Source organism: Kordia sp. (assembly GCF_050633145.1).
GTDB lineage: Bacteria > Bacteroidota > Bacteroidia > Flavobacteriales > Flavobacteriaceae > Kordia.
The window spans coordinates 1-24,635 of record NZ_JBOEFY010000035.1 but is presented as its reverse complement, the minus strand read 5'-3'; the positions used below and the strand labels follow the sequence as shown (position 1 = coordinate 24,635).

General features: G+C 31.2%; 25 protein-coding genes. 3 read left to right on the top strand and 22 right to left on the bottom strand.

Translation table 11 applies throughout. From position 1 onward, the window contains the following. Positions 1–134: 134 nt before the first annotated feature. The 5 genes from ACRBBL_RS16680 to ACRBBL_RS16660 all read right to left on the bottom strand — a co-directional run bounded on the left by ACRBBL_RS16680 (position 135) and on the right by ACRBBL_RS16660 (position 4,976). Entirely contained in the window at positions 135–323 is a 189-nt protein-coding gene (locus ACRBBL_RS16680; RefSeq protein ID WP_431370207.1) for a class I lanthipeptide, read from the bottom strand. A 232-nt stretch (positions 324–555) separates the two neighbouring features. Next, a complete protein-coding gene (locus ACRBBL_RS16675; protein ID WP_431370206.1) occupies positions 556–1,029 on the bottom strand; it encodes a YHS domain-containing (seleno)protein in 474 nt (157 codons plus the stop codon). A gap of 26 nt (positions 1,030–1,055) precedes the next feature. Further along, positions 1,056–1,409, bottom strand: a complete 354-nt coding sequence (locus tag ACRBBL_RS16670; RefSeq protein WP_431370205.1) for a hypothetical protein — start codon at positions 1,407–1,409, stop codon at positions 1,056–1,058. A 145-nt stretch (positions 1,410–1,554) separates the two neighbouring features. After that, complete coding sequence (locus ACRBBL_RS16665; protein ID WP_431370204.1) at positions 1,555–2,592, bottom strand: helix-turn-helix transcriptional regulator; 1,038 nt, start codon at positions 2,590–2,592, stop codon at positions 1,555–1,557. 230 nt (positions 2,593–2,822) lie between these two features. Further along, positions 2,823–4,976 (bottom strand): NACHT domain-containing protein, encoded by a 2,154-nt coding sequence (locus ACRBBL_RS16660; RefSeq protein WP_431370203.1) that lies wholly within the window; start codon positions 4,974–4,976, stop codon positions 2,823–2,825. A gap of 383 nt (positions 4,977–5,359) precedes the next feature. On the opposite strand from ACRBBL_RS16660, the gene ACRBBL_RS16655 reads away from it, so the two are divergent. After that, entirely contained in the window at positions 5,360–7,396 is a 2,037-nt protein-coding gene (locus ACRBBL_RS16655; RefSeq protein WP_431370202.1) for an ATP-binding protein, read from the top strand. A gap of 1 nt (position 7,397) precedes the next feature. On the opposite strand, the gene ACRBBL_RS16650 is transcribed toward ACRBBL_RS16655, so the two are convergent. From ACRBBL_RS16650 to ACRBBL_RS16630, 5 genes are all read right to left on the bottom strand, one after another. After that, positions 7,398–8,066 carry a LytR/AlgR family response regulator transcription factor gene (locus ACRBBL_RS16650; RefSeq protein ID WP_431370201.1) on the bottom strand — a complete coding sequence of 223 codons (669 nt, stop codon included), beginning with the start codon at positions 8,064–8,066 and terminating at the stop codon, positions 7,398–7,400. Beyond that, positions 8,060–9,061 (bottom strand): sensor histidine kinase, encoded by a 1,002-nt coding sequence (locus ACRBBL_RS16645; RefSeq protein ID WP_431370200.1) that lies wholly within the window; start codon positions 9,059–9,061, stop codon positions 8,060–8,062. The genes ACRBBL_RS16650 and ACRBBL_RS16645 overlap by 7 nt, the downstream gene beginning before the upstream one ends. An 8-nt stretch (positions 9,062–9,069) precedes the next feature. Beyond that, the gene (locus tag ACRBBL_RS16640; protein WP_431370199.1) at positions 9,070–9,975 is read right to left on the bottom strand and encodes a tetratricopeptide repeat protein; all 906 of its coding nucleotides are present in this window, start codon (positions 9,973–9,975) and stop codon (positions 9,070–9,072) included. Between the two features lie 313 nt (positions 9,976–10,288). After that, the gene (locus ACRBBL_RS16635) at positions 10,289–12,490 is read right to left on the bottom strand and encodes a TonB-dependent receptor (protein WP_431370198.1); all 2,202 of its coding nucleotides are present in this window, start codon (positions 12,488–12,490) and stop codon (positions 10,289–10,291) included. A 142-nt stretch (positions 12,491–12,632) separates the two neighbouring features. After that, the gene (locus tag ACRBBL_RS16630) at positions 12,633–12,956 is read right to left on the bottom strand and encodes a DUF6660 family protein (RefSeq protein ID WP_431370197.1); all 324 of its coding nucleotides are present in this window, start codon (positions 12,954–12,956) and stop codon (positions 12,633–12,635) included. Between the two features lie 95 nt (positions 12,957–13,051). Between ACRBBL_RS16630 and ACRBBL_RS16625 the strand changes: the two genes are divergently transcribed. Continuing rightward, complete coding sequence (locus ACRBBL_RS16625) at positions 13,052–13,681, top strand: TMEM175 family protein (protein WP_431370196.1); 630 nt, start codon at positions 13,052–13,054, stop codon at positions 13,679–13,681. 4 nt (positions 13,682–13,685) lie between these two features. On the opposite strand, the gene ACRBBL_RS16620 is transcribed toward ACRBBL_RS16625, so the two are convergent. The 5 genes from ACRBBL_RS16620 to ACRBBL_RS16600 all read right to left on the bottom strand — a co-directional run bounded on the left by ACRBBL_RS16620 (position 13,686) and on the right by ACRBBL_RS16600 (position 18,809). After that, entirely contained in the window at positions 13,686–15,530 is a 1,845-nt protein-coding gene (locus tag ACRBBL_RS16620; RefSeq protein WP_431370195.1) for a hypothetical protein, read from the bottom strand. 107 nt (positions 15,531–15,637) lie between these two features. Further along, the gene (locus ACRBBL_RS16615; RefSeq protein WP_431370194.1) at positions 15,638–15,970 is read right to left on the bottom strand and encodes a hypothetical protein; all 333 of its coding nucleotides are present in this window, start codon (positions 15,968–15,970) and stop codon (positions 15,638–15,640) included. Positions 15,971–16,100: 130 nt separating this feature from the next. After that, on the bottom strand, positions 16,101–16,289 hold the full coding sequence (locus ACRBBL_RS16610; RefSeq protein WP_431370193.1) for a hypothetical protein: 189 nt from the start codon (positions 16,287–16,289) through the stop codon (positions 16,101–16,103). A gap of 213 nt (positions 16,290–16,502) precedes the next feature. Further along, positions 16,503–17,816, bottom strand: coding sequence for a DEAD/DEAH box helicase (locus ACRBBL_RS16605; RefSeq protein WP_431370192.1), 1,314 nt, complete (start codon positions 17,814–17,816; stop codon positions 16,503–16,505). 75 nt (positions 17,817–17,891) lie between these two features. Then, positions 17,892–18,809, bottom strand: a complete 918-nt coding sequence (locus ACRBBL_RS16600) for an SMP-30/gluconolactonase/LRE family protein (protein ID WP_431370191.1) — start codon at positions 18,807–18,809, stop codon at positions 17,892–17,894. Between the two features lie 81 nt (positions 18,810–18,890). Between ACRBBL_RS16600 and ACRBBL_RS16595 the strand changes: the two genes are divergently transcribed. Next, complete coding sequence (locus ACRBBL_RS16595) at positions 18,891–19,967, top strand: adenylate/guanylate cyclase domain-containing protein (RefSeq protein WP_431370190.1); 1,077 nt, start codon at positions 18,891–18,893, stop codon at positions 19,965–19,967. A gap of 3 nt (positions 19,968–19,970) precedes the next feature. On the opposite strand, the gene ACRBBL_RS16590 is transcribed toward ACRBBL_RS16595, so the two are convergent. The 7 genes from ACRBBL_RS16590 to ACRBBL_RS16560 all read right to left on the bottom strand — a co-directional run bounded on the left by ACRBBL_RS16590 (position 19,971) and on the right by ACRBBL_RS16560 (position 24,579). Continuing rightward, positions 19,971–20,585 (bottom strand): hypothetical protein, encoded by a 615-nt coding sequence (locus tag ACRBBL_RS16590; protein ID WP_431370189.1) that lies wholly within the window; start codon positions 20,583–20,585, stop codon positions 19,971–19,973. Between the two features lie 88 nt (positions 20,586–20,673). Continuing rightward, positions 20,674–20,874: a helix-turn-helix transcriptional regulator gene (locus ACRBBL_RS16585; protein ID WP_298518980.1), complete on the bottom strand. Its 201-nt coding sequence runs from the start codon at positions 20,872–20,874 to the stop codon at positions 20,674–20,676. After that, entirely contained in the window at positions 20,874–21,323 is a 450-nt protein-coding gene (locus ACRBBL_RS16580) for a hypothetical protein (RefSeq protein WP_431370188.1), read from the bottom strand. The genes ACRBBL_RS16585 and ACRBBL_RS16580 overlap by 1 nt, the downstream gene beginning before the upstream one ends. 172 nt (positions 21,324–21,495) lie before the next feature. Continuing rightward, positions 21,496–21,957, bottom strand: coding sequence for a Na(+)-translocating NADH-quinone reductase subunit F (locus tag ACRBBL_RS16575; protein ID WP_431370187.1), 462 nt, complete (start codon positions 21,955–21,957; stop codon positions 21,496–21,498). A 112-nt stretch (positions 21,958–22,069) separates the two neighbouring features. Further along, complete coding sequence (locus tag ACRBBL_RS16570) at positions 22,070–22,732, bottom strand: hypothetical protein (RefSeq protein ID WP_431370186.1); 663 nt, start codon at positions 22,730–22,732, stop codon at positions 22,070–22,072. A 157-nt stretch (positions 22,733–22,889) separates the two neighbouring features. Beyond that, positions 22,890–23,633 (bottom strand): hypothetical protein, encoded by a 744-nt coding sequence (locus ACRBBL_RS16565; protein ID WP_431370185.1) that lies wholly within the window; start codon positions 23,631–23,633, stop codon positions 22,890–22,892. 547 nt (positions 23,634–24,180) lie between these two features. After that, positions 24,181–24,579 (bottom strand): acyl-CoA thioesterase, encoded by a 399-nt coding sequence (locus ACRBBL_RS16560; RefSeq protein WP_431370300.1) that lies wholly within the window; start codon positions 24,577–24,579, stop codon positions 24,181–24,183. Positions 24,580–24,635 lie beyond the last annotated feature (56 nt).

Sequence of the window (24,635 nt, the reverse complement as noted above, 5' to 3'; positions counted from 1 at the left end):
GCTCTTAGAATTTTAGTATCGGCTTCGCCTGTTAGACTTATATCTTAAGAGAGTTTCTAATTTGCATACTAAACAACGTTAACTATAAAAAATGCCCGACCCTTGAGCGGAGTCGAAAGGTACGGGCAATTTTATTAGTCACAAATTCCACCATTAGGGCAACTTATAAGCGTATTGCAATACACTGGATTTACAGAACATTGACTAGTACATATAAGCGCATTGGTTTTATTAATTCCTCCATTGACACTACTTTGCTTAGGATCTAAATTTGAAATAGATTTTTTGTTTAATACTAATGATGTAAGATTTCTTTTTTTCATGATATAAAATTTAACGGTTAATAATGACACAATACTATCATGAAAATTGGGATTTACAAAGGACCTATCGTGGTGATTTATAAATACTAACGCACAAAACATATCGTTTTTAGTTGTGCTTTATGTAGTTTATAACTTGATCCTTCTTTGTTTTAAAAAAACTTATTCTATAAAACAAAAAAAGCGTACCAACCTACTATTGATACGCTTTTTAAAAGAATAAACAGAAATATTAATTATGTGTTTTCTTTAATTTTTTCCAGTTTTTGTTTGCCGTAGCAACTAACTTTCCGTGATTTTTTTCAGCTAACCACAGTTGTTGTGCATCCAATTCTAAATTGTATAAGTATAGGAAGTACTTTCCGTCTTTTACGATAAATTTATTTGGATCTGGTCTGAACTTTGCACCTGCATAAGTTCCAAAAGCACAGAATCCGCCATATTGTGGAAGGTATTTCCCAGGATTCTTGTCAAAAGTAGACTTCTGCTCTGCTGATGTAAAGTAATAATCTACTTTTTCGTGTGTTGATTTATATTTCTTCAATCCTTTTTGCGCAATTCCTAAGTCTAAATACGAAACAGGACTGTATCCTTGCAATGCAATATTGCTATTATCGATGTTGTTTGCTTTGTTGTCTTGTGCAAATATGAGTGTACTTGCTAACATGCTTAAAATTAAGACGCTTGATTTTATGATATTTTTCATTTTGTTTGTTTTTATATATTAATTAATTATTGTGCGTTAAAATATTCTTCTTGTATTACTTCTCCTTTGTCATTCCATTTGCGACGAATGATTTCGTGCCAGTAAATTTTACTATCATCTTTCATGTTGAAATCGAATGTAAACTCAGAAGCAGATACATTTCCATCAACAATTGTGTGATGAAGCGTAATTCCATTTACCTGTGCAATAGCGCCTGCAAATCCTTCCATTTTTTCAACCATTTCTTGTTTGTTTGCTGTTGCTAAACCATTGTAGTCTGAAGTTGTAGCGTCGTTTGCAAAGAATTGTTTTACTGCATCTACAATTGCGCCTTGCGCTACGATGCTGTCCATTTTTGTTGCTTGTTCTTTAATATTCATCTTTATTATTTTTTAAATGTTAATTAATGTTTGTTGTTAATTACATTGCAAATATGCGGACGAATCGCCGTTAAAGAGCTACAAAAAACACGCAGGAAATTGTACTTTTTTAATTGATAATCGAGATGTAAGATTCTGAAATAGTCTACTTAGTATAGTTGGAAGGAGAAACGCCAACATAGTGCGAAAAGAAAGAAGAAAAGTGATTGGCTTCTTCAAAACCTAATGTATGTGCTATATTTTTAATTGATTCTTCTTGCGAGAGCATTTCCTTAGCGGAAAGTATTAATTGTGAACGAATCAATTGTCCTAAAGAAGTGTTCATTTTAAGCTTTACTTTCTTTGATAATGCTTTGATACTGATATTCATTTGATCTGCATAAAAGCCCAATGCATGCTGTTCTGTGTGGAATTCTTGTATTAGGTGAATTAGATCTTGTACAAACAAATCGCGTTCTTTATAATCAAAATTATCTCGAAACTGCTTTGGTGTTTGCCCTGTTTGATTCTTAAAGGTACGATTGAAATATCCTGGATCTTTGAATCCTTGATCGTATGCAATTTCTTGAATGTTTTTATCCGTAAATGCAATGTCTTTTTGACTTTCGATAAGTTTTTTATTCTGAATCAAGTTCTTAACAGACAATCCAAGCTTATTTTTCACCAAATGCTTTACTGTATATTCAGAATGTGTCAAATGATTCGCCAACGCTGCTGTATTGATATTATTAGAAAACTCTTGATCGATGATTTCTTTTACATCAAAAATAACTTGGTACTCATCTTTATTGGCTTGAAAAGGGTTTTGCCAATACCATTGTTCTGTAGAAATGTCAATAAGTTCAGACATGCTGTTGTTAAACACCGTTGCATTTAAGAAATTTTTGCAATCATCACATTCTTTAAAATTGATATAACCCAATGAAATTAGGTGTTTAAAAAGGATTCGAACATCTTTGGATTTAAAGATAATTTCATCCGGAAAGTGAATAAAACGTACTAAAAAATCATCCGACAAGAACTTTATATACTGTCCTTTTTCTAAATAAATAGCTTTATCACTCCAATCGTGGTAGTTTTTGAAATCTACTTGAATGTTTCCTGAACCTTCCAAAATATGAATCAAGGTATACTGTTCTATAAAATATACCTTATTGATTTCTGCTTTAATCTTTGTGACCACGAAATGTACGTTTTTTTTACATTCTTTAAGAAGCACCAAATATAGTGATAATTTAGAATTTTTAAATTCGCTAAATTCTTCAACCCTATAAAATGATTAACCAGTTAACTTTTGAAAAAGAAGTAATTTTCTTAATTATTGGAGCTGATCATCATGTGTCAATTTTAGAATACTTACTTGATACTAATCCTACATTTTGAAGTTCTTAAAGTGAATTCTTGGTTAGTTAGTTAATCATTTATATTACTTTCATCGTAATTAATTAAATAGTCTTGTAAAATTTTATGTCTAAATGTCCATGATGCACCATCTGATTCTAAAATACCTAAGTCAGTCATTTTTTTTAAAAAAGGAACTAATTCAAATGGAAGCTTTCCTTTTTTCCATAAAACTAATCGAACATAAAAGTGTTCTATTATCGAAAAATGTAAAAATCGCATTGATATATAAAATCTTTGGTACGGCTTCTTTATTTTAATTAATTTTAGCGCTTCTTTTTCTTCATTTTCTTCCAAAGTACTGAAAATAATATTATTGATTGTATTTAAAAGGAACACAGCAACAGATGCAATAATAGAAAGTTTAAAGTTATTTGAATAAAAGAAAAGTATAATTCCAATACTGATAGTAAATATTAATCTTTGTAAAATGTTCTTTTTAAAAAGAAGTAAAACGTTTTTTATTGAAAAACCAAATGTCTCTTTCGTAAATACTCTTACACTTTCTCTTTTGCTAGTGTAAATAATAATAAAAAATAATGATATAAGAAAAATAGTTATATATGGTAAATTCGAAATAGACCGATTAATAATAGTCTTAAAATATTTTATAATTAATTTATCTTGTGTAATAAATTCATATATTAAACTTACATTGGAGAGAAATGTATAAGATATTGTGATTAATGGAATGAGAGGAAAAACTCTAACAGTCATACTAATAAATCCATGCCATCTGTTTTTATTACCATTTTCATCAACCCAATCATAATCAATAGATGATAATTCAAAATATGATAAACTAGATGTTTTTATAGCAATATATTTAATAAATTGAATATCTATATCAGCTTTTTTAAAAGATAACTCAAAATATATATCTACTATTCTTTTTTTCACCTCTTTAATTGAATTTCCTGAAAAATCTATACCTAATTCGTTGATTGATTTCCCTTTGGATAAAATTGATTGTAGTAGATTAAAATAAAAAGGTGTTTTAATTACTTCTTTTAATATGGTATATTTTTTAATAGTAGAAAGTAATACGGGCACCTCAGGTTGAGAAGTGCCTATTTGATTTAATTCCTTTTCAATTTGATCAAACTCTAAATAATTAACTAAAATTTGAGTATATATAGGGGCTTTTTTGATAGACTTTTTGTAAGGTTCATTTCGACTACTTACAATAAATTTATTATGTATATTGGTTCCATAAATACTTAATTTTTGAAAAAAATCTTCTTTTGCTTCTTCTTTAATTTCATCAAAACCATCTAATAGTAAAACAATTGGATACCATTTTAATATTTCTTGTGATGTAATTTTTGAAATATTAAGTTCTGGTGATAATAAAGCTGAAACCCACTGTTCAATACTATCATACTTTATATCCCAAGAAGATAACTTAAGTATAATTGGAATATTATTTGAGTATTCTAAAATCTTTATTGCTAATTGCAACATAATTACTGATTTACCTACTCCCGGACTTCCTAAAATAAGTAAACGTTCATTATAATATTCAAATACGTTGTAGATATCACTTTCATTAAAATCATCATCATCATTTAAGCTTTTAATTACTAGATTAGCTTTAATAGGTTTTTTACCATTTATCTTCTGAGTTAACCTTTCCTTGTATTTATCTCTCAAATAGAGATTAACTGAATTAAGATGCTTATATACAGGTATTTGACTGTCTTCAATATCTGATATCAATAATAATACTTTATGAGCTATGTCACTTCTAAACTTAAGATATTCTTGTGAATTTTTATTGCTTTCAACAAAAGAAAGGGTTGATAATAAAAGGTCAGCTTCTTTTTTTAAAGCATGATTTTTGAATTTAATTAGTTCTTCAATTGAGTTTTTTAAATCTCCAAATTTTGCAAGTTTTTTTGCTCTTTTAATATGTAATAGATTCTCTTTATTCCAATCAATTTTATATTTTTGTTTAGATTTTAATGATTTGTTTTTATCTGTATTCAAATAAGTCAAAACCCCAGTGCCCATAATAAATATAAATACTATTATAAATTTATAATTGCTACCTAGATAAGTTTTTAAAACACTTTCTACATCTTCAGATATAATATCTGGTATTACAGCTAAACTAATAGTCAACAAAAAAATTATTATAAAATTAGTGTAGTATTTTTTTTTCAAAATTACATAAGATTATTAAGTCAACAATTTAGTGCATTTCTTTGAAAAATATTAAAGTATTTCCTTAAAAAATTAATTTTTTATTTAACTAATAATATTTTAATCAATAAAGAAATCGATCATATCTAAGTTAGTAAATTACATTTAATACAGAGAAAACATTACGGTTTAAATAAAAATGATCAATCAATTAATCTTTGAGGAAGAAGTCATTTTCCAAATTATTGAGGTCGAATATGTGCTAATTTTAGAATACTTATTTGATACGAATCCACATTTTGAAGTTGTAAAAACAAGTTCTTGCTTGTAAGATTCTTAAACTGTAAATAGTTAATTTCCATAAGTCATATATATTAGCTATTTTGTGTATCCCAAATATGAACATGCAAAGGAAATTTCAACTAATCTACAGATATCTGCTACACAAACAGCACACAAAATTAGTATGTTGTATTTTCATATTTCTTTTTTTAACACATAATTTACTAGCACAATCACCACAAAATGAACTTATTAGAACTGATCTTACAAAAGAAAGTTTTTTAATTACGCCAGAAATTACACTTGATACCAATTGGCAATTTTACTGGAATGCCTTAATTGAACCTGGAAATTTTGCTGGACATGCACAATCAAAAAACAAATTATTAGACAATTGGACAACTTTTAAGCTTTCTGAAACAGAAAATCTTCCTCCTTTGGGGTATGCTACATACCGAATCGCTTTTTCTTTACCTAAAGAGAGACCACAGGTATCACTCTATATTCCAGCCGCATACGCTTCCTCCAAAACATGGATCAATGGAAGATTAGTTTCCGAAATTGGTCGTGTTGGTACTACTAAAACAGAGACACTGCACAGACGTTTTTCTCAAATTTTACCGCTAAATACAGATGAAACCAATTTTGAAGTAGTAATTCAGGTTGCTAATTTTTATCATAATAAAGGTGGAATTGATAAAGCTCCAATAGTAAGCACTACAGAACATTTACAAAATATAAAATCGAAACGTGTCATTGCAGACATGATTTATATAGGAAGTTTAAGCTTTATTGGTATCTTCTTTTTACTCTTCTTTTTGTTTTATTGGAATAAAGATCGTGCTGTACTTTACTTTGCAATTCTTTGTCTTGCTTTAGCATATATGAGTTTGAGTGATAGATATGCTCCTTTTGCTGAAATATTTGAATCGGTTAGTTGGGTGTTACTCACTAAGATTGAATATGCTTTCTTGTTTATGGCAGGTGCATCCGCCAGTCTCTTTTTCTATACTATTTTTTCCAGTTTTGTACCTGACTTATATAGAAAAATTATTATTTATAGTTTTATTAGTCTTGTTGGATTAATGGTTATTCTGCCTGCTCCATATTTTACAAAATTTGTATTCCCATTTCTCATCTTACTAGCTATCAATTTATTATATGTTTTATTCATAATCATAAAAGCGATTACTAGTAAACGACATGAATCTATTTTGTTATTGATGAGCACGTTGTTAGCTTCATTTATATTTTATGCACATATTTATATTTTTTTAGGCGCCAATGGAAACGCCATTATATATGTAAATTTTGGGTATATACTTGTTTTTCTACTCCTATCAATGCTTTTAATGACACGATTTTCCAATTCGTTTCGCGAACTTGAAAAGGCAAAAGTACTTGCGCTTGAGCAGAAAAGAGAAATCTCTGAAAAATCAAAAGAGCTATCAAATGTAAATTCAGAATTAAAAGAAAATTTAAGACAATTAAAGGCGTATAATGCCGAATTGAACAGTTTCAATCATATTGTATCACACGATTTAAAAGCGCCATTAGTCGCAATGCACTCCTTGGTTTCGTTTATTGAAGAAGATCTTGAGATTCCTATAAATAAAGAAGCAAATAATCATTTTGATGCTTTGAAAGGTAGAATTTCTAAAATGTACGCTTTGATTAATGGATTGTTAGAATATTCTAAAATAGCACAAGGAAAAAAGAGTAAAGAAACGTTTAGTTTTAATGATTTACTGCGAGAAATTATAAATATTGTTGATCCTGAAAAAAAGCACACCATCCATCTTCCCGAAAAGGATAATGAATTACATACAAGCAAAATTGAGCTAGAACATGTGTTTCTTAATCTTATAAATAATGCTATTAAACATTGCGATAAAGAAAAAGTCATTATTCATATTTCATTTTCTAAAACGTCTTATAAATACATGTTTTCCATCCGTGATAACGGTCCAGGAATCGATTCGAAGTATCATGCAAAGATTTTTGAAATGTTTTACCAATTGAACGAAACTAAAGAATCTGAAGGAACAGGAATTGGCTTAACAATTGTAAAGAAAATAGTATCTGGTAACCACGGAGCAATTTCTATTGATTCTAAAGAGAAAATTGGTACAACTATTACGTTTTCTTGGAAGATATAGATTAGCTATACATTTTTTTAATGATTGATTTGTAGGTGCTTCCTATAGGAATTTCAACTGTTTCAATAAGTACAGCATTTGGTTTTATCTTTTTTAAATGATCTGTATTTATAATGTATGATCGATGAATTTGTATAAAGCTTGAAGCATCAATTTTTTCTAGCCAGTTTGATAAACTTCCAAGTGTAAGTATACTTTCCTCTGTTGTTACAATAGATACATAATCTAGCTCCGATTTAATATATAGAACGTCATTTCGCTTAATTTTATGCGTTATTTTATCTGCATAGATTAATATATACTCTGTATCATCAATGGTTGGTTTTGTGGCTCTAATTCTATTCACTGCAGTTAAAAAACGAACATAGGAAAACGGTTTTACCATATAATCAATTGCTGCCTGCTCAAAGGCTTCTATGGCAAAATCCGGGTATGCTGTTGTAATAATTACTTTTGGAGGATTTGCAAGTGTTTTTAAGAAAGCTAAACCGTTGAGTTCAGGCAATTCCATATCTAAAAACATAAAATCTATAGTTTGTACTATTTCTTGCAGAATGTCTAAACCAGATTCATAAACGCCAATACAATCAATAAAATTTGTTTTTTCAATGTAATGCAACAAGATTGATTGCGCATTTTTTTCGTCTTCTACAATGATACATTTTAGCATATATCCAGTTTTAAAGTGACTTTAAATTGATCTTTTCTGTCTTCAATTTTTAATTCGTGTTGGTTTGGATATAGCAATTCCAATCGTTTTTTTGTGTTTTTTAAACCTATTCCGCTTGACTTCCAATCATCCGTTAAAACATACTCTGCATTGTATGGGTTTTCACAAGTAAAAAATAATTCTTTATCACTGACTTTTAACTGAATAGACACTTTGTTCTCACCTTTTAGTTTACTAGTATATTTTACAGCATTTTCAACAAAAGTAATTAAGATTAATGGTGAAATAAGTACGTTTTCATTCTTGATTTCCTCATCAACTTCAAAAATAATTTTGTCTTCCCAACGCAAACTATTCATGTACATATAGTCTTTGATGTGTTGCCAATCAATTGCAATTGAAACTTTCTCTTTTTTTCCTTCATGCAGTACATATTTAAAATTATCAGAAAGTTTTAATATGAGTTCGGAAGCCTTTTTGTCATTTGTTAATGTGTAGGCGTAAATATTATTCAGCGTATTAAATAAGAAATGCGGGTTTATTTGAGATTTGAGATTTTTTAATTCCGCAATTCGAAGATGATTGCTAAGCTTGTACGCCTTTTTAAAACTGTAAAAACTATAGAATATCAAACAAACTAAAATATATTCACTCACTATTCCTAAGGCATGAGTTTTGTATGAATAGCCATCCAAATGGTAGATGTACAGGTTTAGGATATATTCCGAAAACAATACGCCAAGAACTGTCATTAGCACAAAAAACAATAACAATACAGGAATTTTATATCTATTTCGCCAAGAAAAGAAGAAATAATAGCAAGCATATACAGTGATTAGAAGCAATACAATGTTACTATTGGCAGTAATCCATTGTACAAGTATATAATTGCTATCCGTGTGTTTTAGTAGCGGATACGTAATATATAGCACCCAAAAAATAATGTGTAAATAGATTTCCTTTTTTAAGATGTTTTCTATGCGAAATGATGTCATGTAACTTTTTATTTCTTTATTTCAGAAAGTATCTTTGTGGCGTTTGTGTTTTTAGGATTTAAATCTAGTGACTTTTGATAGTTTTTAATAGCATTTACGGTATCATTTAATGTTAAAAAGCATTCTGCATAACTGTCATATGTATTGTAACCATCAGGATATAATTCTGTGTTAAGCTTGAATATTGATAATGCTTCTTTGGTATTTTCTTCATTCATTAATGCATATCCAAATACATTGATTCCGCTCTCAGACAAGTCATACGCAGATGTTTGAAGGTTTTCTTTTTTTATGAATGTGATAATTTCTTGAACTGATTTCCCTGACTCCAACAATTCAAGTATTTTTTTACTATTCATTTTTTTAACACGTTCACGTTGCTGTGCCAAGGTTTGCACTCCGTATTCTAATCGTTGTGCATCTGTAATTTTTGTAGTGTCAATTTTAGATAATTTCCAAGGTTCACCTTGCTGTCTTTCATATTGAGTACCATAGATTTGTGGTTCATTTTTACTTAGCAAATACCGATCGGTTGCAGCGGCTAATAACCATTTATCTGCTGTTGAATCTAATTCTACAGATGTACGCATGAGTTTTACTGCCATTCCATAATCTAAAGAATCACGTCCATGTTGAAAAACCATGGCTGCATTGTGATAATCTAATGATGTATTTACTTTTTTTGCCCCTAATAGCTCATGTATTCGTACACGTCGTAAGCTGTCGTTTTTAGAAACTACTTTCCAATCAATTTCAGCAGTTTTTCGATCCGCTTGATCCTGTTTATAGATTTCTTTTAACTCTTTATTATCAACTGAAATAACAGCTTTTTGCTCTTCTTTTGATGGTTCCGTTGTCTTTTCTTTACAAGCGTATAAAACTATGATGAGTAGTAGAATAATTGTTTTTTTCATGAGACATTACTTTTTGATTGCTGTTCGTTTTTTGATTTCTTATACAAATCTCAACAATAGCACATAATTTAGCAAAAAACATCTATGGACTTCCCTATTTGATCTACGAATATAAAAAAAACCGCTACTGAATTCACAATAACGGTTTTTTAGGACTAGACAATTTAATATAATTGTCAAATCGAGTGCAGTCGAGATTCAATCGAAAGTTATAGTTGGTTGAGCTTCTCATGAGCTACGCTCGGTATCTACGATAATGCTCGAAGTGACATTTAGTATATCTAAGAAATCTAACGATCTAACAATCTATTCATTAATCATCATCATGATGTTCACTATGATTTCCAAATGGTTTGATAATGATTCCTACACTAAAAATAAATCCATCTGTTGGTGCATAAATTTCTGGAAACGTAGGGTTTTCGTGTGGCGGCGTTACTAATGGCGAAAAACGACTTTGTCTACGATCGGTAAAGTTTTCGAAATTAGCATAAATTCCTCCCCAATCGAAGTTGCGCATTGCCAGGAATCCCATCGAGATAAAATCTGTAGTCTCTGTACCATTAGACAATACTTGCGAACCTGTGTAATAGGTTTCATACCCCAAACGCCATGTGCTGGTTTCATACATAATTACACTTCCTCCATTATGCTTTGCAGTAAGTGGTTTTTGCGGATTTCCAGGTAAATAGTTCAATTTCGCATCAATCAATGCATAATTTACAAACCATTTAAAATGACCATACGAGAATTTAATATTTGTTTCAGCTCCTTTACTTACAATGTTTCCATCTGCATTTTCATACTGAAAAAAGTTATCCGCATTTAAATTCAATAACAATCCATTATCAATTGAAGTCACATAAAATAATTGATTGATTGATAAACCAACTGTTTCATTGAAAATTTTAGTTTTATAGTTAAAATCTAGGTTTAAACCATACGAACGTTCTGCTTTTAGTACATCTTCATCTATTTTTAATACATTTTCAAAATTGATAAATTCAGCTTCTTCCGTAAAAAGATCGGGAGTTTTATATCCTAATCCTCCTCCAAATCGACTCGAAAATCCTGAATCATTCTTGTATAGTAAAGACACTCTAGGCAATACAAAAACGCCCCAACCTTTAGCAACATCGGTACGTAAACCTGTTTCTAAAATCCAACTGTCTGATAAGTCAAAGTTTGAATTTACAAAAACTCCAAAGGTTACATCATTTTGATCACGTTGCAATGGTGCGCTATCATCTTCATTAAAATTAGTCGTGTATAAATTGGCTCCTAAAGTCCAATCATTTTTGTTATAATTGTGTTGTAACGTTACTTCACTGAAGGAATTTAGTTGCTTTCCACTAAATTGCATGTCTGGTACATTTAGTTCACGATCAAAGAAAGAGAAACTGTTTTTCATTGTAAAAACACGCGTAGAATCTAACTTTGTTGTGTAAACTGCTTGAGAGCTTATACGCTTCGAAATGTTTTCTTCAGTATATTGATGAATTCCGTTTTGACCGTTTTCAATTTTCTCAACATCACCACCAGTTCGATCGTCAAACGAACCATTTAAACCAATCCAGAACGTAGTTTCTTCCGATGGATAGTAATAAAATTTTGGATTGAATGCTACCGAAGTTGTTTCTGGCAAGTTGCTAAAGCCGTCATCTTCCGGGTCGTATACTTTTTGATAGTTTCCAGAAGCATACAAACTCACTCCATACTTTTTATTTCGCTTGCTGTAAAAGACATTTGCAGTAGTTCCAAGCGCATGTGTTTGCGTTAGCATAATGTCTAGTTCTGGTTCAAAATCGGGTGTTTTTGATACTAAATTCACCAAACCAGCAATGGCGCCACCTCCATATAATGTAGAAGCACTTCCTTTGATGATTTCGAACTGTTTTAAGTCTAAAGGTGGAATTTGCATGATACTCAATCCGCTTGAAAATCCACCAAAGAGTGGAAAACCATCACGTAACAATTGTGTATAACGTCCGTCCAAACCTTGAATACGAATGTTTTGATTTCCACTACTTAAAGAAGTTTGCTGCATTTGAATTCCTGTACTTTCGCGCAATACCATTGAAATATTGGTAGGATTCATCATGAACTTCTCTCCTAACTCTTCACCGCCAATTACTTCGATACGTGTTGGAATGCGTCGAATGTCACGTGTACTACGTGTCGCTTCGATCATAACGGCATTTAACTCGCCTTTTGCTTCTTCCATATAGAAAATTAGCTCCTTTGACGTTGGCAGTGTAATTGTGGTTTCTATCGTTTTAAAACCCAAGAAAGAAATCATGAGTTTATGCGTACCATTTGGAATTCCTGTAAAATTTGCAACTCCTTCAAAATCGGTAATTGCTCCTTTCTGTAAATCTTCAAGAAGTACGTTTGCGCCTAATAAGGCTTCTTTTTCGTGCTCAGAGAACACTTTAATTTTAAAGTCATTGTCTTGTGCGTTGACCAATCCGCATAGCATACATAGGAACAGTACGCTCCATATACGTATTTGCATAGTTTATATATTTTGAGCCTAGAATCTAGATCACTTTGCTTTGACAAGCTCAGCATAAATGCTTTTAGATGATAGACTGTATTTGCATTATTTTTTAAACTCAACAACTGTAATTGATTGTTTTACAGCTATTTTCAATAAATTAACTTATGACTTGCGGAGGCTGCCAAATGGCGAATAACATATCAAATCGGTAATGTGATTCGTAATGTGTATTCACCTGTGTAGAGATGTTTATTTTTGATTGAAGTGTGAATGTTTGTGCTACTTGATGTACAACTAACACTCCACAACAGTTACATACACAGAGTGTTGGACAGGAATCATCATGATCGTTTTTATGATTGTGACTTTGTTCTTGCCCAATTTCAAGATCGTTTTCGTGTTCGGAGTTAAATCCGTCCGAACATGGTTTTAGCGCTAAGGCTAAAATTAGAAAACCGAGTATGAAACTGATGTTTTTCATTTGTCTTACAAATATAATGGAAAAGATATTTGATGTAACAGAAATGTTTCTTTTTGTGAATTAAATAAATACTATATTTGAGAAAACTGTATTGTATGGAGCCTATTACCTTTGATAAATCGCGCGTGGTAAGTTTTAGCGACGCCGTGTTTTCTATTGCGATGACTTTACTTGTATTAGAAGTTGCTATTCCTGAAGCGGAAGAAGCTACACGTGAAGGTTTAGGAAGTATTTTAGGCAATCGAATTCCTAGTTTTATTGGTCTTGTCGTTAGTTTTTTAGTAACCGCTTTGTATTGGATTGCACATATGCGTATTATGCGCTATGTAAAAGAAGTGAGTTATACATTGCTTTGGCTTAATATTTTGCTATTACTCTTTATTGTGCTTCTACCCTTTTCTACAGGATTGTACGTACGAGGATTTAATGCTGTTTCTCCCTTTGCTTTTTATTGTTTTAACTTATCTGCTATTGGATTTTTTAATTTTCTGATGATTCGATATATCGCAAAAACAGCACAAGAAGTCACACCAATTATTGGGCAATGGGAAAAAGCGCGCGCGCTGAATAGTACATTTGTCTGGGTTTTATCAGGATTTTTAGCATTTGTTATCCCAATGCCTTCTCGATTTACTTTTGTGTTGATTTTTATATTTCAACCGTTGATCAATCGTTATTTTAAGAAGAAACTAGTACAACAGGAAACCGTTGAAAATGAACTCTAAAGTTTTATTCATCTCTTAGTACACGAACCGTTCCTGAAACTGTTTCTAACCAAGGTTCATAACCACCATATAAATTAGAATGTAATCCTTCAAATGTAAAAATAATATATTCTCCAACTTCCCCTATTTGAATTATATTTATTGTCATTTGATTTTCAGTTACGAAAATACCAGCACCTAGGTTCAATCTCCAGTTTATTATACCAGGTGTTTCTGGTATATTATGGGCAAATATAAAATCTGAGTCGATCTCGTAAGTTCCTGGAGTTATAAATTGTTCACCATCAGAAGGGGTAAATTGCATCACAAAATATTCTCCAGTGTTTTTTTGCACATATATTTTATTAGACTCAACTCTAACATTAAAAGGCGCGTTAACATATCGTTCAATGGTTGAAGATACGTAAGGTCTAACAAAAGTATAGATAATAAACTCCTCTACATCATTACAGGTTGTTAAATCGCCCACTTCTGTTATTGGAGTTTCAAAAGTATAGCTATTTTCACCAGTACTTTGAATATTAGTAATATCATATCCTCGTAAGGTAAATGATGTTTCACCATCGCAAATAAACGTATTGAACTCAAAATCTCCATCAGTTACTGTATAAAAAATTGGTTGATCGTTATTGCTGTTCATAATAACATATCCGTTAGTAACATTAGAGCCATCACATTGTTTTAAAGTTCCTCGTATTTCCGACTGAGGTATCATGGCGTCCGTTATAATTATCGGTGGAATTATATTAGTACTTTCTTCAACAAATGGACCAATAGTTTGCATTATGATTACTTCATCACAATATCCTCTTACTTCTAGTGTTATTTGACTATTTGGCGGAACAAAACTACAAGCTTTCCCATCTTGGTTCGTTGTCAGTATTCTTGGGAATGTTTCTCCTTGAGCGTAGGCATAAATATCGAGACCTAGTAAAGGAGTATTGTTTTGATTTAATACGGTCAGATCTATTTTTGCCATTGGTAGTGGTATATCTACATTCCAAGGTGTAAAATGAGAAACGGTTCCAACATATTGATTTCCTACTTTAGTTGCTTCTCCATCTTCAATCCAATATCCATTTTCTTCATCAAAATACCACAACGGAATTGTACTTGGAGCTGTGCTTAATTGCTCATTTGCAATTGGGAATTTTAGTTCTGAATCGGAAGTAATCTGTAGTTTCTCATTATTGCTTCCTCTGAGTTCAACCGTTAACATACCAAAAGTCTCTAAAAGATTTGCTTCTCCACCTGTGTTTTGTCCTAATAACATACCTGGCATCAAATCGTTCAAATTTTCATCTGTTGGACTCAAATAATTAAAAGCAATAGTTACAGATCCTGAATACGGTGAACCATCTTCTTTTACAAAGTCTCCACTAAATCCAATAGCATATTCATCGTATTCTAAGGTAAAAGCTTCTCCAGTTTCTCGAACAACACTAAATCGTTCTTTTAGCATAATCTTTATAACATTTTCTCCATCTAATGGTACAATGGACCTTGATCCATCAAAATATCCTGACAGCGATGCTTTTATATATGCGAAGTTTTGTTTTACTGAGACATTATTCATCACAAACATTCCATTAATATCTGTTTGTGTAGTTTCATTTCCAATAGTAACCGTAACAGAAACCAGAGGTTGATTGTTTTCATTAATTATTCTACCAACGAAGTTTCGATTTACATCGCTTCCAAAATCATAATTAAAGGTTGTAGGTTCTGGGGCTGGATTTTGATTTGTATCAGGGTTTTCTGTTGCCGTTTCTTCAACATCATCGTTTTCACAGTTTGTAAAACTGAAAATTATGATAAACATTAATAGAAGGTATTGTAACTTTTTCATAATAGTAAAATATGATCTAATTTATGAAAAAAACGATCCGTAGAATGGAGTAATAAATATACGCTTGATATGAATAAACAAACGTATGGTGTGAAATGATATTTGAATCAATCCATTCCAGGATAGTTCGTTACAAATTTCACTTTAATATCTGCATAACTCTCCGCAACATATACTTTTAAATCTTCACCGTATTCTACTACTTGCCATTCGCCGCAATCATCGGCATAATTATCTACAAGTTTCACTTTAAGGTCTTGGAAGTTATTTACAATTTTGATTTTAATATCTGCATTAGATGCATATTCTACAAATTTAATTTTTCCGTAAAGTTTTTTACCTTTAAATGTGCAGTCATCTTTTTGTGATGGTAATGCTGCTGCAGAAATACACACTAAACTTATAATGAAGAGAAATAAAAATGGATAGATACGTTTCATGTCAAATGATTTTTTCTAAGTTAACAATTTTAAAGAATAATCATCAAACAAAACACAATAAGCGAACCAAAATTCAATCATGATCAGAATTTCGGTTCGCTTATTTACTAATGATTTAAGACAGTCAATATTAACATACTTCGATAATAGAAAAGATTGGTTCTGGATCTGGATTATCAATTGGGTCTGGAGCAGGGTTATTAATAGGAGGTAATATAGGACAAGCACCACCTCCTAAAGTATTTCCTCCTCCTTTTAATGTTTGTTGGTTTAAACTAGAAATAGATTTCTTGTTCAGTTTTAAAGAATTAAGATTCATTTTTTTCATCTGTACTATATTTTTTGTGGTTAATAATGATTCAAATGAATGAAGAAAATATAGTACTAAAAAGGAATGAAATTGATGGTTTATGAACTGTCAATAAAGTAAACAAGTTTAGATGTATAGTCCTAACTAACTCTTAAGAAAGCTCTTGAAAAGTTGATTAAAAAAAGAAATAAGTACATGAAATATTGAAACTAAATTTTTAAATTAAATACGCGACACTCGAACTTTCTTCTTTTTTAAACGCGTATTGTTTGTGTTTTGAATGACTTCTTTGACTTTTGAAGATTTTACAGCAACAAATGCACAATCACTTTTAAGTTCAATCATGCCCAATTCGTCTTTGGTAAGATTTCCTTGTTTGATGAATAAACCAGCAATGTCTCCTTTGGAAATTTTGTCTTTTCTTCCACCAGAAATAAATAAAGTACTCCAGCCAGAAGCTTTGGGTCTTTTTGTAGCTGGAACTTCTTCTACCACTTCTACTTCCGAGATAAAATCTGGCACAGTCTCGTTTTCCCATTGCAATACAAAAGCAGTTCCCTCTGCATGCATACGGGCAGTACGACCATTACGATGTGTGAATTCTTGACTTTTTAATGGCAATTGATAGTGAATGATAAATTTAATCTCTGGAACATCAATTCCACGTGCAGCCAAGTCGGTTGCAATAATGAGTTGATGCGTTCCGTTTCGGAATTTGATTAGTGCACGTTCTCTGTCTTTTTGTTCCATTCCTCCATAAAAACAACCATGTGGAATGCCGTTATTGTTGAGAAAGTCACTTACGTATTGAATCGTGTTTTTAAAATTACAGAAGATAATCCCTGGTTGGTTTGCCATTAAAGAAATGGTATTCAACAAGGTATCTAGTTTGTCTTTTGCAGGCGATAACACACGTTTTACATCTAATTTAGCGATTTTTTCACCTAAATAATTGATCGTTAACGGATTGCTCATTCCCACAAATTGTGGAATTTCCATGTCTTTCGTCGCAGATGTCAGTACACGTTTTTCAATTTTTGGCAACAAAGAGATAATATCTTTCATTTCATCTTCGAAACCAACTTCTAGTGATTTGTCAAATTCATCTAAAATCAAGGTTTTAATAGCATTCGTGCTAAACGTTTCTCTACGCAAATGATCTGCGACTCTTCCTGGCGTTCCTACTAAAATAGCAGGACGATGTTTTAAATCGACTTTATCTTTAGAAAAATTACGCCCACCATACACTTCATTCACTTTAAAACCTGTTCCCATTTCGCGTGTTACCTGCGAAATTTGAATTGCCAATTCGCGCGAAGGCGCTAAAATAACAACCTGCACTTCTTCGATTGTTGGATCTAATTCTGCAATGATTGGAATTAAAAACGCCAAAGTTTTCCCTGTTCCTGTTGGTGATAACAGAATGGTGTTTGGATGCGAACTTATAGATAATTTCGCTTCTTCTTGCATGTCATTGAGGTTTGAAATCCCCAATTTTGCTAAGATATCGCGTTGATTTTTAATGATTTTTGACATGCTGCAAAAGTACAGTTATTTGTACGATTTGAAACATTTTATGGTTTAAAATTGATAAACTAACTAGAGATATTCTTACTCTTCAACTTCTTGAAATTCGTAAATTAATAACTGACTTTGAATGTTCATCGGCAATGCCAAGAGTTTTTTCTCAGGAATGTATAAAATATCTCCAACACTTCGTCCAACAGTTAAGACATCTTCCACAGCTCCTTTATTGTTGATTTTCATTATTTTACCTGTTCGCCAAGCTGAAATTATAAAATTATCCTTGTCATATACTTGCACTCCATCAAGATTTCCGAGTGTATCTTTAGAGACTTTCATGATTTTTTTTGATGCCATGTCAACTTTTAAGAAGTTTCCGCTTTGTTTTTTCTTTCCATCAGGACCGACCATATTTCCCCAAGCTGCAACATACATATCATTGTTTACTTGTAATAATCCGTTTGGATGCTCTAAATCATCTGATTGCAACCAAGCTGAAAACGTTCCGTCTGGTTTTAGCATGTATATCGTAGAATTTGAAGTGTCTGATACATATACAGTTCCGTCAGAAGCAACATTTACATCATTTAAAAATGTAGTTCCTTCTGTTGTATGTCTTTTAATTACTTCTCCCGTTTTTAAATCTGCTTCAACCAAAACAGTTACGTCACTTACGTATAATTTATCCTTCGTAATTGCAATTCCTTTCGGATCATTTAAACCTTTTACAAACGCAGTATCAATCACTTTTCCATCTAAAGAAACTGAAGCAATACTTCCATCACCTTCTTCTCTATTTCCAATTACCGAAGCATATAATATGTTTTTATTTTTATCATACACAACAGACTCACAATGTGTTAACCCGTTTACTTCGTGTAAAAGTTTAGGTTTCAACACTGTAGTTTTGGTTTCCTTAGCTGGTGTTTTTTGGGATTCTTTTTTTTCGTTTTTGCAAGCAATTACACATAATGACAAAAGCATTATTTTACATATGGTTCTCATGAATCGGTTTTTTAAAATTTCTCTCTAAAATACATAATCAATCCTAAATATTTATAATTTAGTTTTAGTAATTTGCAAATTATGAAACGAACCTTCCAACAATACTTATTATTTACTTTTCGATCTATTTTATTTTGGGTTTTCGCATTTGCTTTTATGATTATCATTCGTTATTTCGGCATTTATGAAGAAAAAGGCGTAAGTATTTTACCAAAATATGAGCTTCCAATACAAGATTTATTACTATATGTTTCTATATCTTCAATTCCATTCGGAATTTTTTATGCTGCTGTTGAGTTTTTGTTTGATCGTTATTTGGCAAAAAGCATTTCGTTAGGTATCATTATTTTTACAAAAACGTTTCTATATCTCGTTACACTTATCTTTTTAGTAAGTAATGTTGTTGAATATTCTGGTTATATGCTGGATGTTTCTTTAGAAGAAGAAAGAGGCTGGTGGCGTACCAATAAGACGTTTTGGACCATTATGATTTTCTTTGTGATGTCTTCTTTGGTATTTTCATTTATGAAGATTGCTAATGAAAAATTTGGCCGTGGTGTTTTTCTAAAAATGTTGCTTGGAAAGTATCGCAAACCGCAAGAAGAGAAACGAATTTTTATGTTTCTTGATTTAAAGTCATCTACTACTATTGCTGAGAATTTAGGACATTATAAGTACAGTCAAATGATTCAGGATTGTTTTTATGATTTGAATGCAATTATGAGAAAGTACGATGCAGAAATTTACCAATATGTTGGTGATGAAGCTGTGTTGAGTTGGGCATATAAACGTGGCTTGAAACGAAATAATTCTTTAGAATTGTATTTTGCATTTAAAGAACGAATGGATTCTCGAAGTGAATATTATCAAGACAAGTACGGTTTGGTTCCCGAATTTAAAGCAGGAATTCATGGCGGAACCTTGATGGTTACTGAAGTTGGAACGATTAAAAAAGAAATTGCATATCATGGCGATGTTATTAATACTACGGCACGAATTCAATCGCAATGTAATATTTACAATTCCAATCTGTTAATTTCTGAATCATTGCTAGAAGATATGCAGCTTCCAGAGAAGTACATTACAAAAAATATTGATGATTTATTGCTTAAAGGAAAAGCTAAAACCGTCAATATTTATAGTGTTACAAGAGTGTAGATTTTATATTTTCCACCATTTCTTTTTGGCAACTTTTAAGTTGTTGTTAGCGTTAGACATTTGTTTACGTCTGGCTAGATATCTTTTTTCCCATTTTAAGTCGGTACGATTTACTAAGGGTTTTTCTTCTGTGGGTCGATAACGATATACTTTGGTATTATTTTCTATATCCCAAAAGCTTACTTTAGTAACGTTTTCTATTAGTTTAAAAATTAAATCATCCGCATCTTTATACGGGATTTCTAATCCGTTATCGATATTCTTTCTGATTTCTCCATTGGATTCAGTCAGAATTTTTATCCTTTCTATATCTCTATAATAATAGACCATCATGGCCATTGAAAACTCATTTAATGAGAAAAATAAAGTTTCACAATTATAAGATGCTTGTCTTGCTTTTAGCGTAAGCGCAAAATCAAATGGAATAAATATTAATGTTGAATTCTTAAAAAAGATAAAATCCAAGTATTCATCTTCATAATCAACGTTCAAAGCCTCTTCAAAATCCAATTCTTTATCAAATTCTAAAGAATTACAGCCAAAACGAAATGCAAAAGAATCAATTTGTTTCTGCTCAAATTTCTCATTAACTGCAATGCCTGTAAATATAAATCCCAAAGTTTTTCTTGTTGACTATAATGAATATACGCTAAGTTCTTTTCAAAACTAAATCTACAATTATCTTTTATAGAATCAAAATTAACCTTTAATCCGTTTCCTCCAAAAAAAAGAATTCGTTTACCGGTTTTTTAAAGAGTTCACTCAATTTCAATGACAATACTGTAGAAGGTACATAACGGCCTTTTTCTATAGAATTGATCGTTTGCCTAGAAACTCCTATTTTCTTGGCTAAATCGTCCTGTGTGAGATCTAAAATAGCACGTTCTATCTTGATACGATTCTTCATTACAGTCTTTTTTTAATCATGTAGAAAAATAATAAATACATGGTTAATAAAAACCATAATACTTGAAAATCTCCTAAATCACTTAAAGGTTCATTGTCTTTTTCAACGATTAATGATACGATGTAATTGATAGCTGGTTGCAATAATGTATACACAACTCCAGCTATGAATGCCATTGAAAATGCTTGCCCGCGTATGATGCGAATCATTTCATCTTCTACTTTTTCTTTTGAAATGGCAATGATTAATAATCCAACGAGTATAACTCGTTTTAAAATAAATTTGATTGTTTCATGGATTTCTAAGTCAAATAGTTTTTGTGCGAACAAAAATACGAACGAACCCACTACGAGTATAATTCCTATTCTTTTGAATGAATGTGGTAATCCGAAATTCTTGAATTTTTCTAATTTACTTTCTTCTGATTTGCAAAATGTTTCTTTTGCCATGATAATATTTGTTTTTGATTGACAACTATATTTGATATAATGACAAATATACTTTACATTTTGTAAAACACAAGCGCTATTTAGTTTTTTTTAAGATTTGAATGATGGATTAATGAATTTGATTGAATAACTAAAAGTTGATTAGAAAAATCTCTATACTAACCCCAAAGGCCTAACATCCAAAAGCTACCAACTCATACTTAGGTTGATCGTTTTCGTAAGCGAATAACTTGGAGTAATCCATAATATTATCTATTTCTTCTAAGGTGCATAAATAATCAATAACTGCAGAAAGTGCATTGAAGAGTAGTTCTTTATCTCTTGGATTGGCTGGTTTTTTATTATTGTGACGAATTGGAAGTTCATATCCACACGCTTTTAAAAAAACAGCTTCAATATGTAATAATTCCAAAGCTGTGTAACCACCAAATGTACGTCCCATAATTTGGTGTACTGCTCCAGTATAATTCAGTAGTAATGATCCGTGATTATCAGAAAAGTGTTTCCAGCTATCGTTATTATCTAAAATATTTCCAACAGCACATTGTTTGCAACATTCTGGGTTTATCATGTTGTTATGAAATGCTTCGTACAATTTTTTGATAGCGTCTTCGAATCGTTTTGAAAGGATCATATTGGAAATTTTCTTCATCAAAAGATACAAAAAAAACTGTACACTATAGTTTTTATGAACTAATGTAGAAATTCTTAATCGGAATGCGTTTAGATTGATTTTTATAAAAGAGTTACTCTTCTTTTACAATAATCATAGTGGCTTTGATGCCTGTAGTTAGGTTCCACTCGTTTGCAGAAATAAGTTCACCTTTGTCGTCGTACACACGGAATTCAGCCGTATTTGGACCTGAAGTTCCTTGATTTAATGCTTGGAAGTCTATTTTATTGAATCCTTTTTTTAGTGCGATGTCTATCTTTTTGTATGCAGCTTCCAATCGAATGTTTTCTATGACTACTACATCGTTTAAATATACACGTACTCTATCGCCATCAACAAATTCATGATCTCGACATACAATTTCGACAAACTTCCCGTTGCTTTTAAAATCACCTAAATACTGTTCGACTTTATATTCAGGACGAATTTGTTTGTCTTTGTTATTCAGTTTTCGTTCAAATTCTTTATTACGAGTTACGTATTGTTCCTGTCCAGTAAAATTAATTTCTTTTTCCTCTTTTAGAGAAGCTCTTTTCGATTTAGGCAATTGAATCAAGCTAGTACGCTTTTTTGTTAGCAAACTAGGCGTTTTAAACTCCATGAAGTTTGGCGCTCTCTTTTGAGGTTTTAAAGGTTCTTTTGCTTTAGGAAATGGTAGTTTAATTCTTCCTTTGGTAATATCTAAATCAGTATTTTTTGTTTTCGTAGAATCTTTTTGCGCATGAACTGTCATCATACCAAGTAAGATACAGATGAAAGCTACACGAAATTTTATTTTTAGATGATTCACGGACAAAATGGCTGATTTCTTAATCAATTACAAATACATATTACAATAGTACGCATTTTTTCAATTACTCATTCAGATGTTAACACACAATTATCATTCCAATCTAAAATTCTTCAGCCCATTGAATTTCAGTAAGTTCTAAATGCACTATTTTTTTGATTCCCAGATTGATGTTTTTTCGCTTCCAAAAACCACTATTTGGATGGTGTACTTGATATTCGACATCGATTACACGTGATAATTCCTGCGAAATAATTCCTTTAAAAGCACGTGTACTTCCGTTAATATAATAATCGAACTTGTGTTGTTTTAGGAAGTTCATAAAGTCATTACGGTACTTTAAATTGATCCAACCGTAAAACCAGAAATTCAATCGTGTTTGATTGCTTCCTGTTTTTCCTAATAAATAATGCAATGAAGTTTGATACGGAACAAGCGTGTAAAATGTAATTTCAAAATTAGAGAGTTCTTCTTCAGAAACTTGACTCATCAATTCCAAAAAACCTGTTTTAAAACTCTGAAAATATCCTGCAAGCGGATTCATGGCTCTGAAATCATTTTTATAATCAAACTCGTTCTTATCGGGCGCTTCTACCGTAAAAAGTACTTTTGTATATTCAACTCCTTCTGTTGGTTCTACTTGTGGTTTACCGTTTTCAACCCAAAATGTCCAGGGTTTTACCAAGTGTGGAACTCTAAAAAAGCGATCTTTTATAATGACAAAATCACCTTGCACATCAAAAAACTCTTCGTTTTCATTTGCAATCAACTCAAAGTCAGAGATTTTAAGACTTGTTACGCGTTTGCTTTTTCTGTTGTACACAGGAACTGTTTGAACAATTTTCATATCGGGGAATGCTTTTACAGTGCATATTTAAGTAATCTTCTTTAGACTGAAAACTATTTTTTTTAACAATCAATTTGTTAATTTCTTTTTTGAATTTACTTGAATGGAATGATTAGAGTAGTCTATCAATAACTTTAGTGAATTCTTGTTATCGATTTTTACACAAAAAAACGTCCCTAATATTGAGAATCAAGGACGCTATCTGGTTAATATATTTAAGCCGAATCAACCAGTATGCGAAAAATATTAACTAAACAGCATATCTATGTTAATTTTTTTCTACTTAAAGATACAAAAAAAAGAGCCCAATTAAGAATTGGGCTCATAAAAACTTGTTAAAGTTTTTTTATAGTATTGCTGAATTACAAACCTACTACTTTTTATTTTTTGTAGGAAATTATATTTTAAATAAATATACTTTTCTCTATTTTTTAACGTTTTCCTTTAAGAATTTGCAATTGATCATCTTGACCAATTAAGAAAAAGACAACAAAAAAAAGAGAAACATTTTACATTTTTCTCTTTTTACATTGATTTTGTTAAATTCTTATTTTTCTTTTGAATTGAGGCGATCGCTCACAAATTCTACTTTATCCTTACCGTGCGGCAATGAATTTCCATCTACATCAAGGTTTACCATGACAATGTTTTCTATGGTAAGAATAGTTTCATGTGTCATTTTATTGCGCACTTCACATTTAAGCGTGATAGATGATTTACCAAATTTAGCGACTTCAATACCTATTTCGACAATATCTCCTTTTTTAGCTGAACTTTTAAAGTCAATTTCGGACATGTATTTGGTGACTACTTTCTGATTTTCAAGCTGTATGATAGCGTATAAAGCCGCTTCTTCGTCAATCCATTCTAGTAGTCGTCCTCCAAATAAAGTCCCGTTAGGATTCAAATCTTCGGGTTTAACCCATTTTCGTGTGTGGAATCTCATTTGTTGTTTGGTGTTTGGTGTTTGGTGGTTGGTGTTTGGTGTTTGGTGTTTGGTGT

Coding starts and splice junctions, on each gene's coding strand:
- ACRBBL_RS16680 (WP_431370207.1), bottom strand. CDS start 323: ATGAAAAAAAGAAATCTTACATCATTAGTATTAAACAAAAAATCTATT.
- ACRBBL_RS16675 (WP_431370206.1), bottom strand. CDS start 1,029: ATGAAAAATATCATAAAATCAAGCGTCTTAATTTTAAGCATGTTAGCA.
- ACRBBL_RS16670 (WP_431370205.1), bottom strand. CDS start 1,409: ATGAATATTAAAGAACAAGCAACAAAAATGGACAGCATCGTAGCGCAA.
- ACRBBL_RS16655 (WP_431370202.1), top strand. CDS start 5,360: ATGCAAAGGAAATTTCAACTAATCTACAGATATCTGCTACACAAACAG.
- ACRBBL_RS16650 (WP_431370201.1), bottom strand. CDS start 8,066: ATGCTAAAATGTATCATTGTAGAAGACGAAAAAAATGCGCAATCAATC.
- ACRBBL_RS16645 (WP_431370200.1), bottom strand. CDS start 9,061: ATGACATCATTTCGCATAGAAAACATCTTAAAAAAGGAAATCTATTTA.
- ACRBBL_RS16640 (WP_431370199.1), bottom strand. CDS start 9,975: ATGAAAAAAACAATTATTCTACTACTCATCATAGTTTTATACGCTTGT.
- ACRBBL_RS16635 (WP_431370198.1), bottom strand. CDS start 12,490: ATGCAAATACGTATATGGAGCGTACTGTTCCTATGTATGCTATGCGGA.
- ACRBBL_RS16630 (WP_431370197.1), bottom strand. CDS start 12,956: ATGAAAAACATCAGTTTCATACTCGGTTTTCTAATTTTAGCCTTAGCG.
- ACRBBL_RS16625 (WP_431370196.1), top strand. CDS start 13,052: ATGGAGCCTATTACCTTTGATAAATCGCGCGTGGTAAGTTTTAGCGAC.
- ACRBBL_RS16620 (WP_431370195.1), bottom strand. CDS start 15,530: ATGAAAAAGTTACAATACCTTCTATTAATGTTTATCATAATTTTCAGT.
- ACRBBL_RS16615 (WP_431370194.1), bottom strand. CDS start 15,970: ATGAAACGTATCTATCCATTTTTATTTCTCTTCATTATAAGTTTAGTG.
- ACRBBL_RS16610 (WP_431370193.1), bottom strand. CDS start 16,289: ATGAATCTTAATTCTTTAAAACTGAACAAGAAATCTATTTCTAGTTTA.
- ACRBBL_RS16605 (WP_431370192.1), bottom strand. CDS start 17,816: ATGTCAAAAATCATTAAAAATCAACGCGATATCTTAGCAAAATTGGGG.
- ACRBBL_RS16600 (WP_431370191.1), bottom strand. CDS start 18,809: ATGAGAACCATATGTAAAATAATGCTTTTGTCATTATGTGTAATTGCT.
- ACRBBL_RS16595 (WP_431370190.1), top strand. CDS start 18,891: ATGAAACGAACCTTCCAACAATACTTATTATTTACTTTTCGATCTATT.
- ACRBBL_RS16585 (WP_298518980.1), bottom strand. CDS start 20,874: ATGAAGAATCGTATCAAGATAGAACGTGCTATTTTAGATCTCACACAG.
- ACRBBL_RS16580 (WP_431370188.1), bottom strand. CDS start 21,323: ATGGCAAAAGAAACATTTTGCAAATCAGAAGAAAGTAAATTAGAAAAA.
- ACRBBL_RS16575 (WP_431370187.1), bottom strand. CDS start 21,957: ATGATCCTTTCAAAACGATTCGAAGACGCTATCAAAAAATTGTACGAA.
- ACRBBL_RS16570 (WP_431370186.1), bottom strand. CDS start 22,732: ATGATGACAGTTCATGCGCAAAAAGATTCTACGAAAACAAAAAATACT.
- ACRBBL_RS16565 (WP_431370185.1), bottom strand. CDS start 23,633: ATGAAAATTGTTCAAACAGTTCCTGTGTACAACAGAAAAAGCAAACGC.
- ACRBBL_RS16560 (WP_431370300.1), bottom strand. CDS start 24,579: ATGAGATTCCACACACGAAAATGGGTTAAACCCGAAGATTTGAATCCT.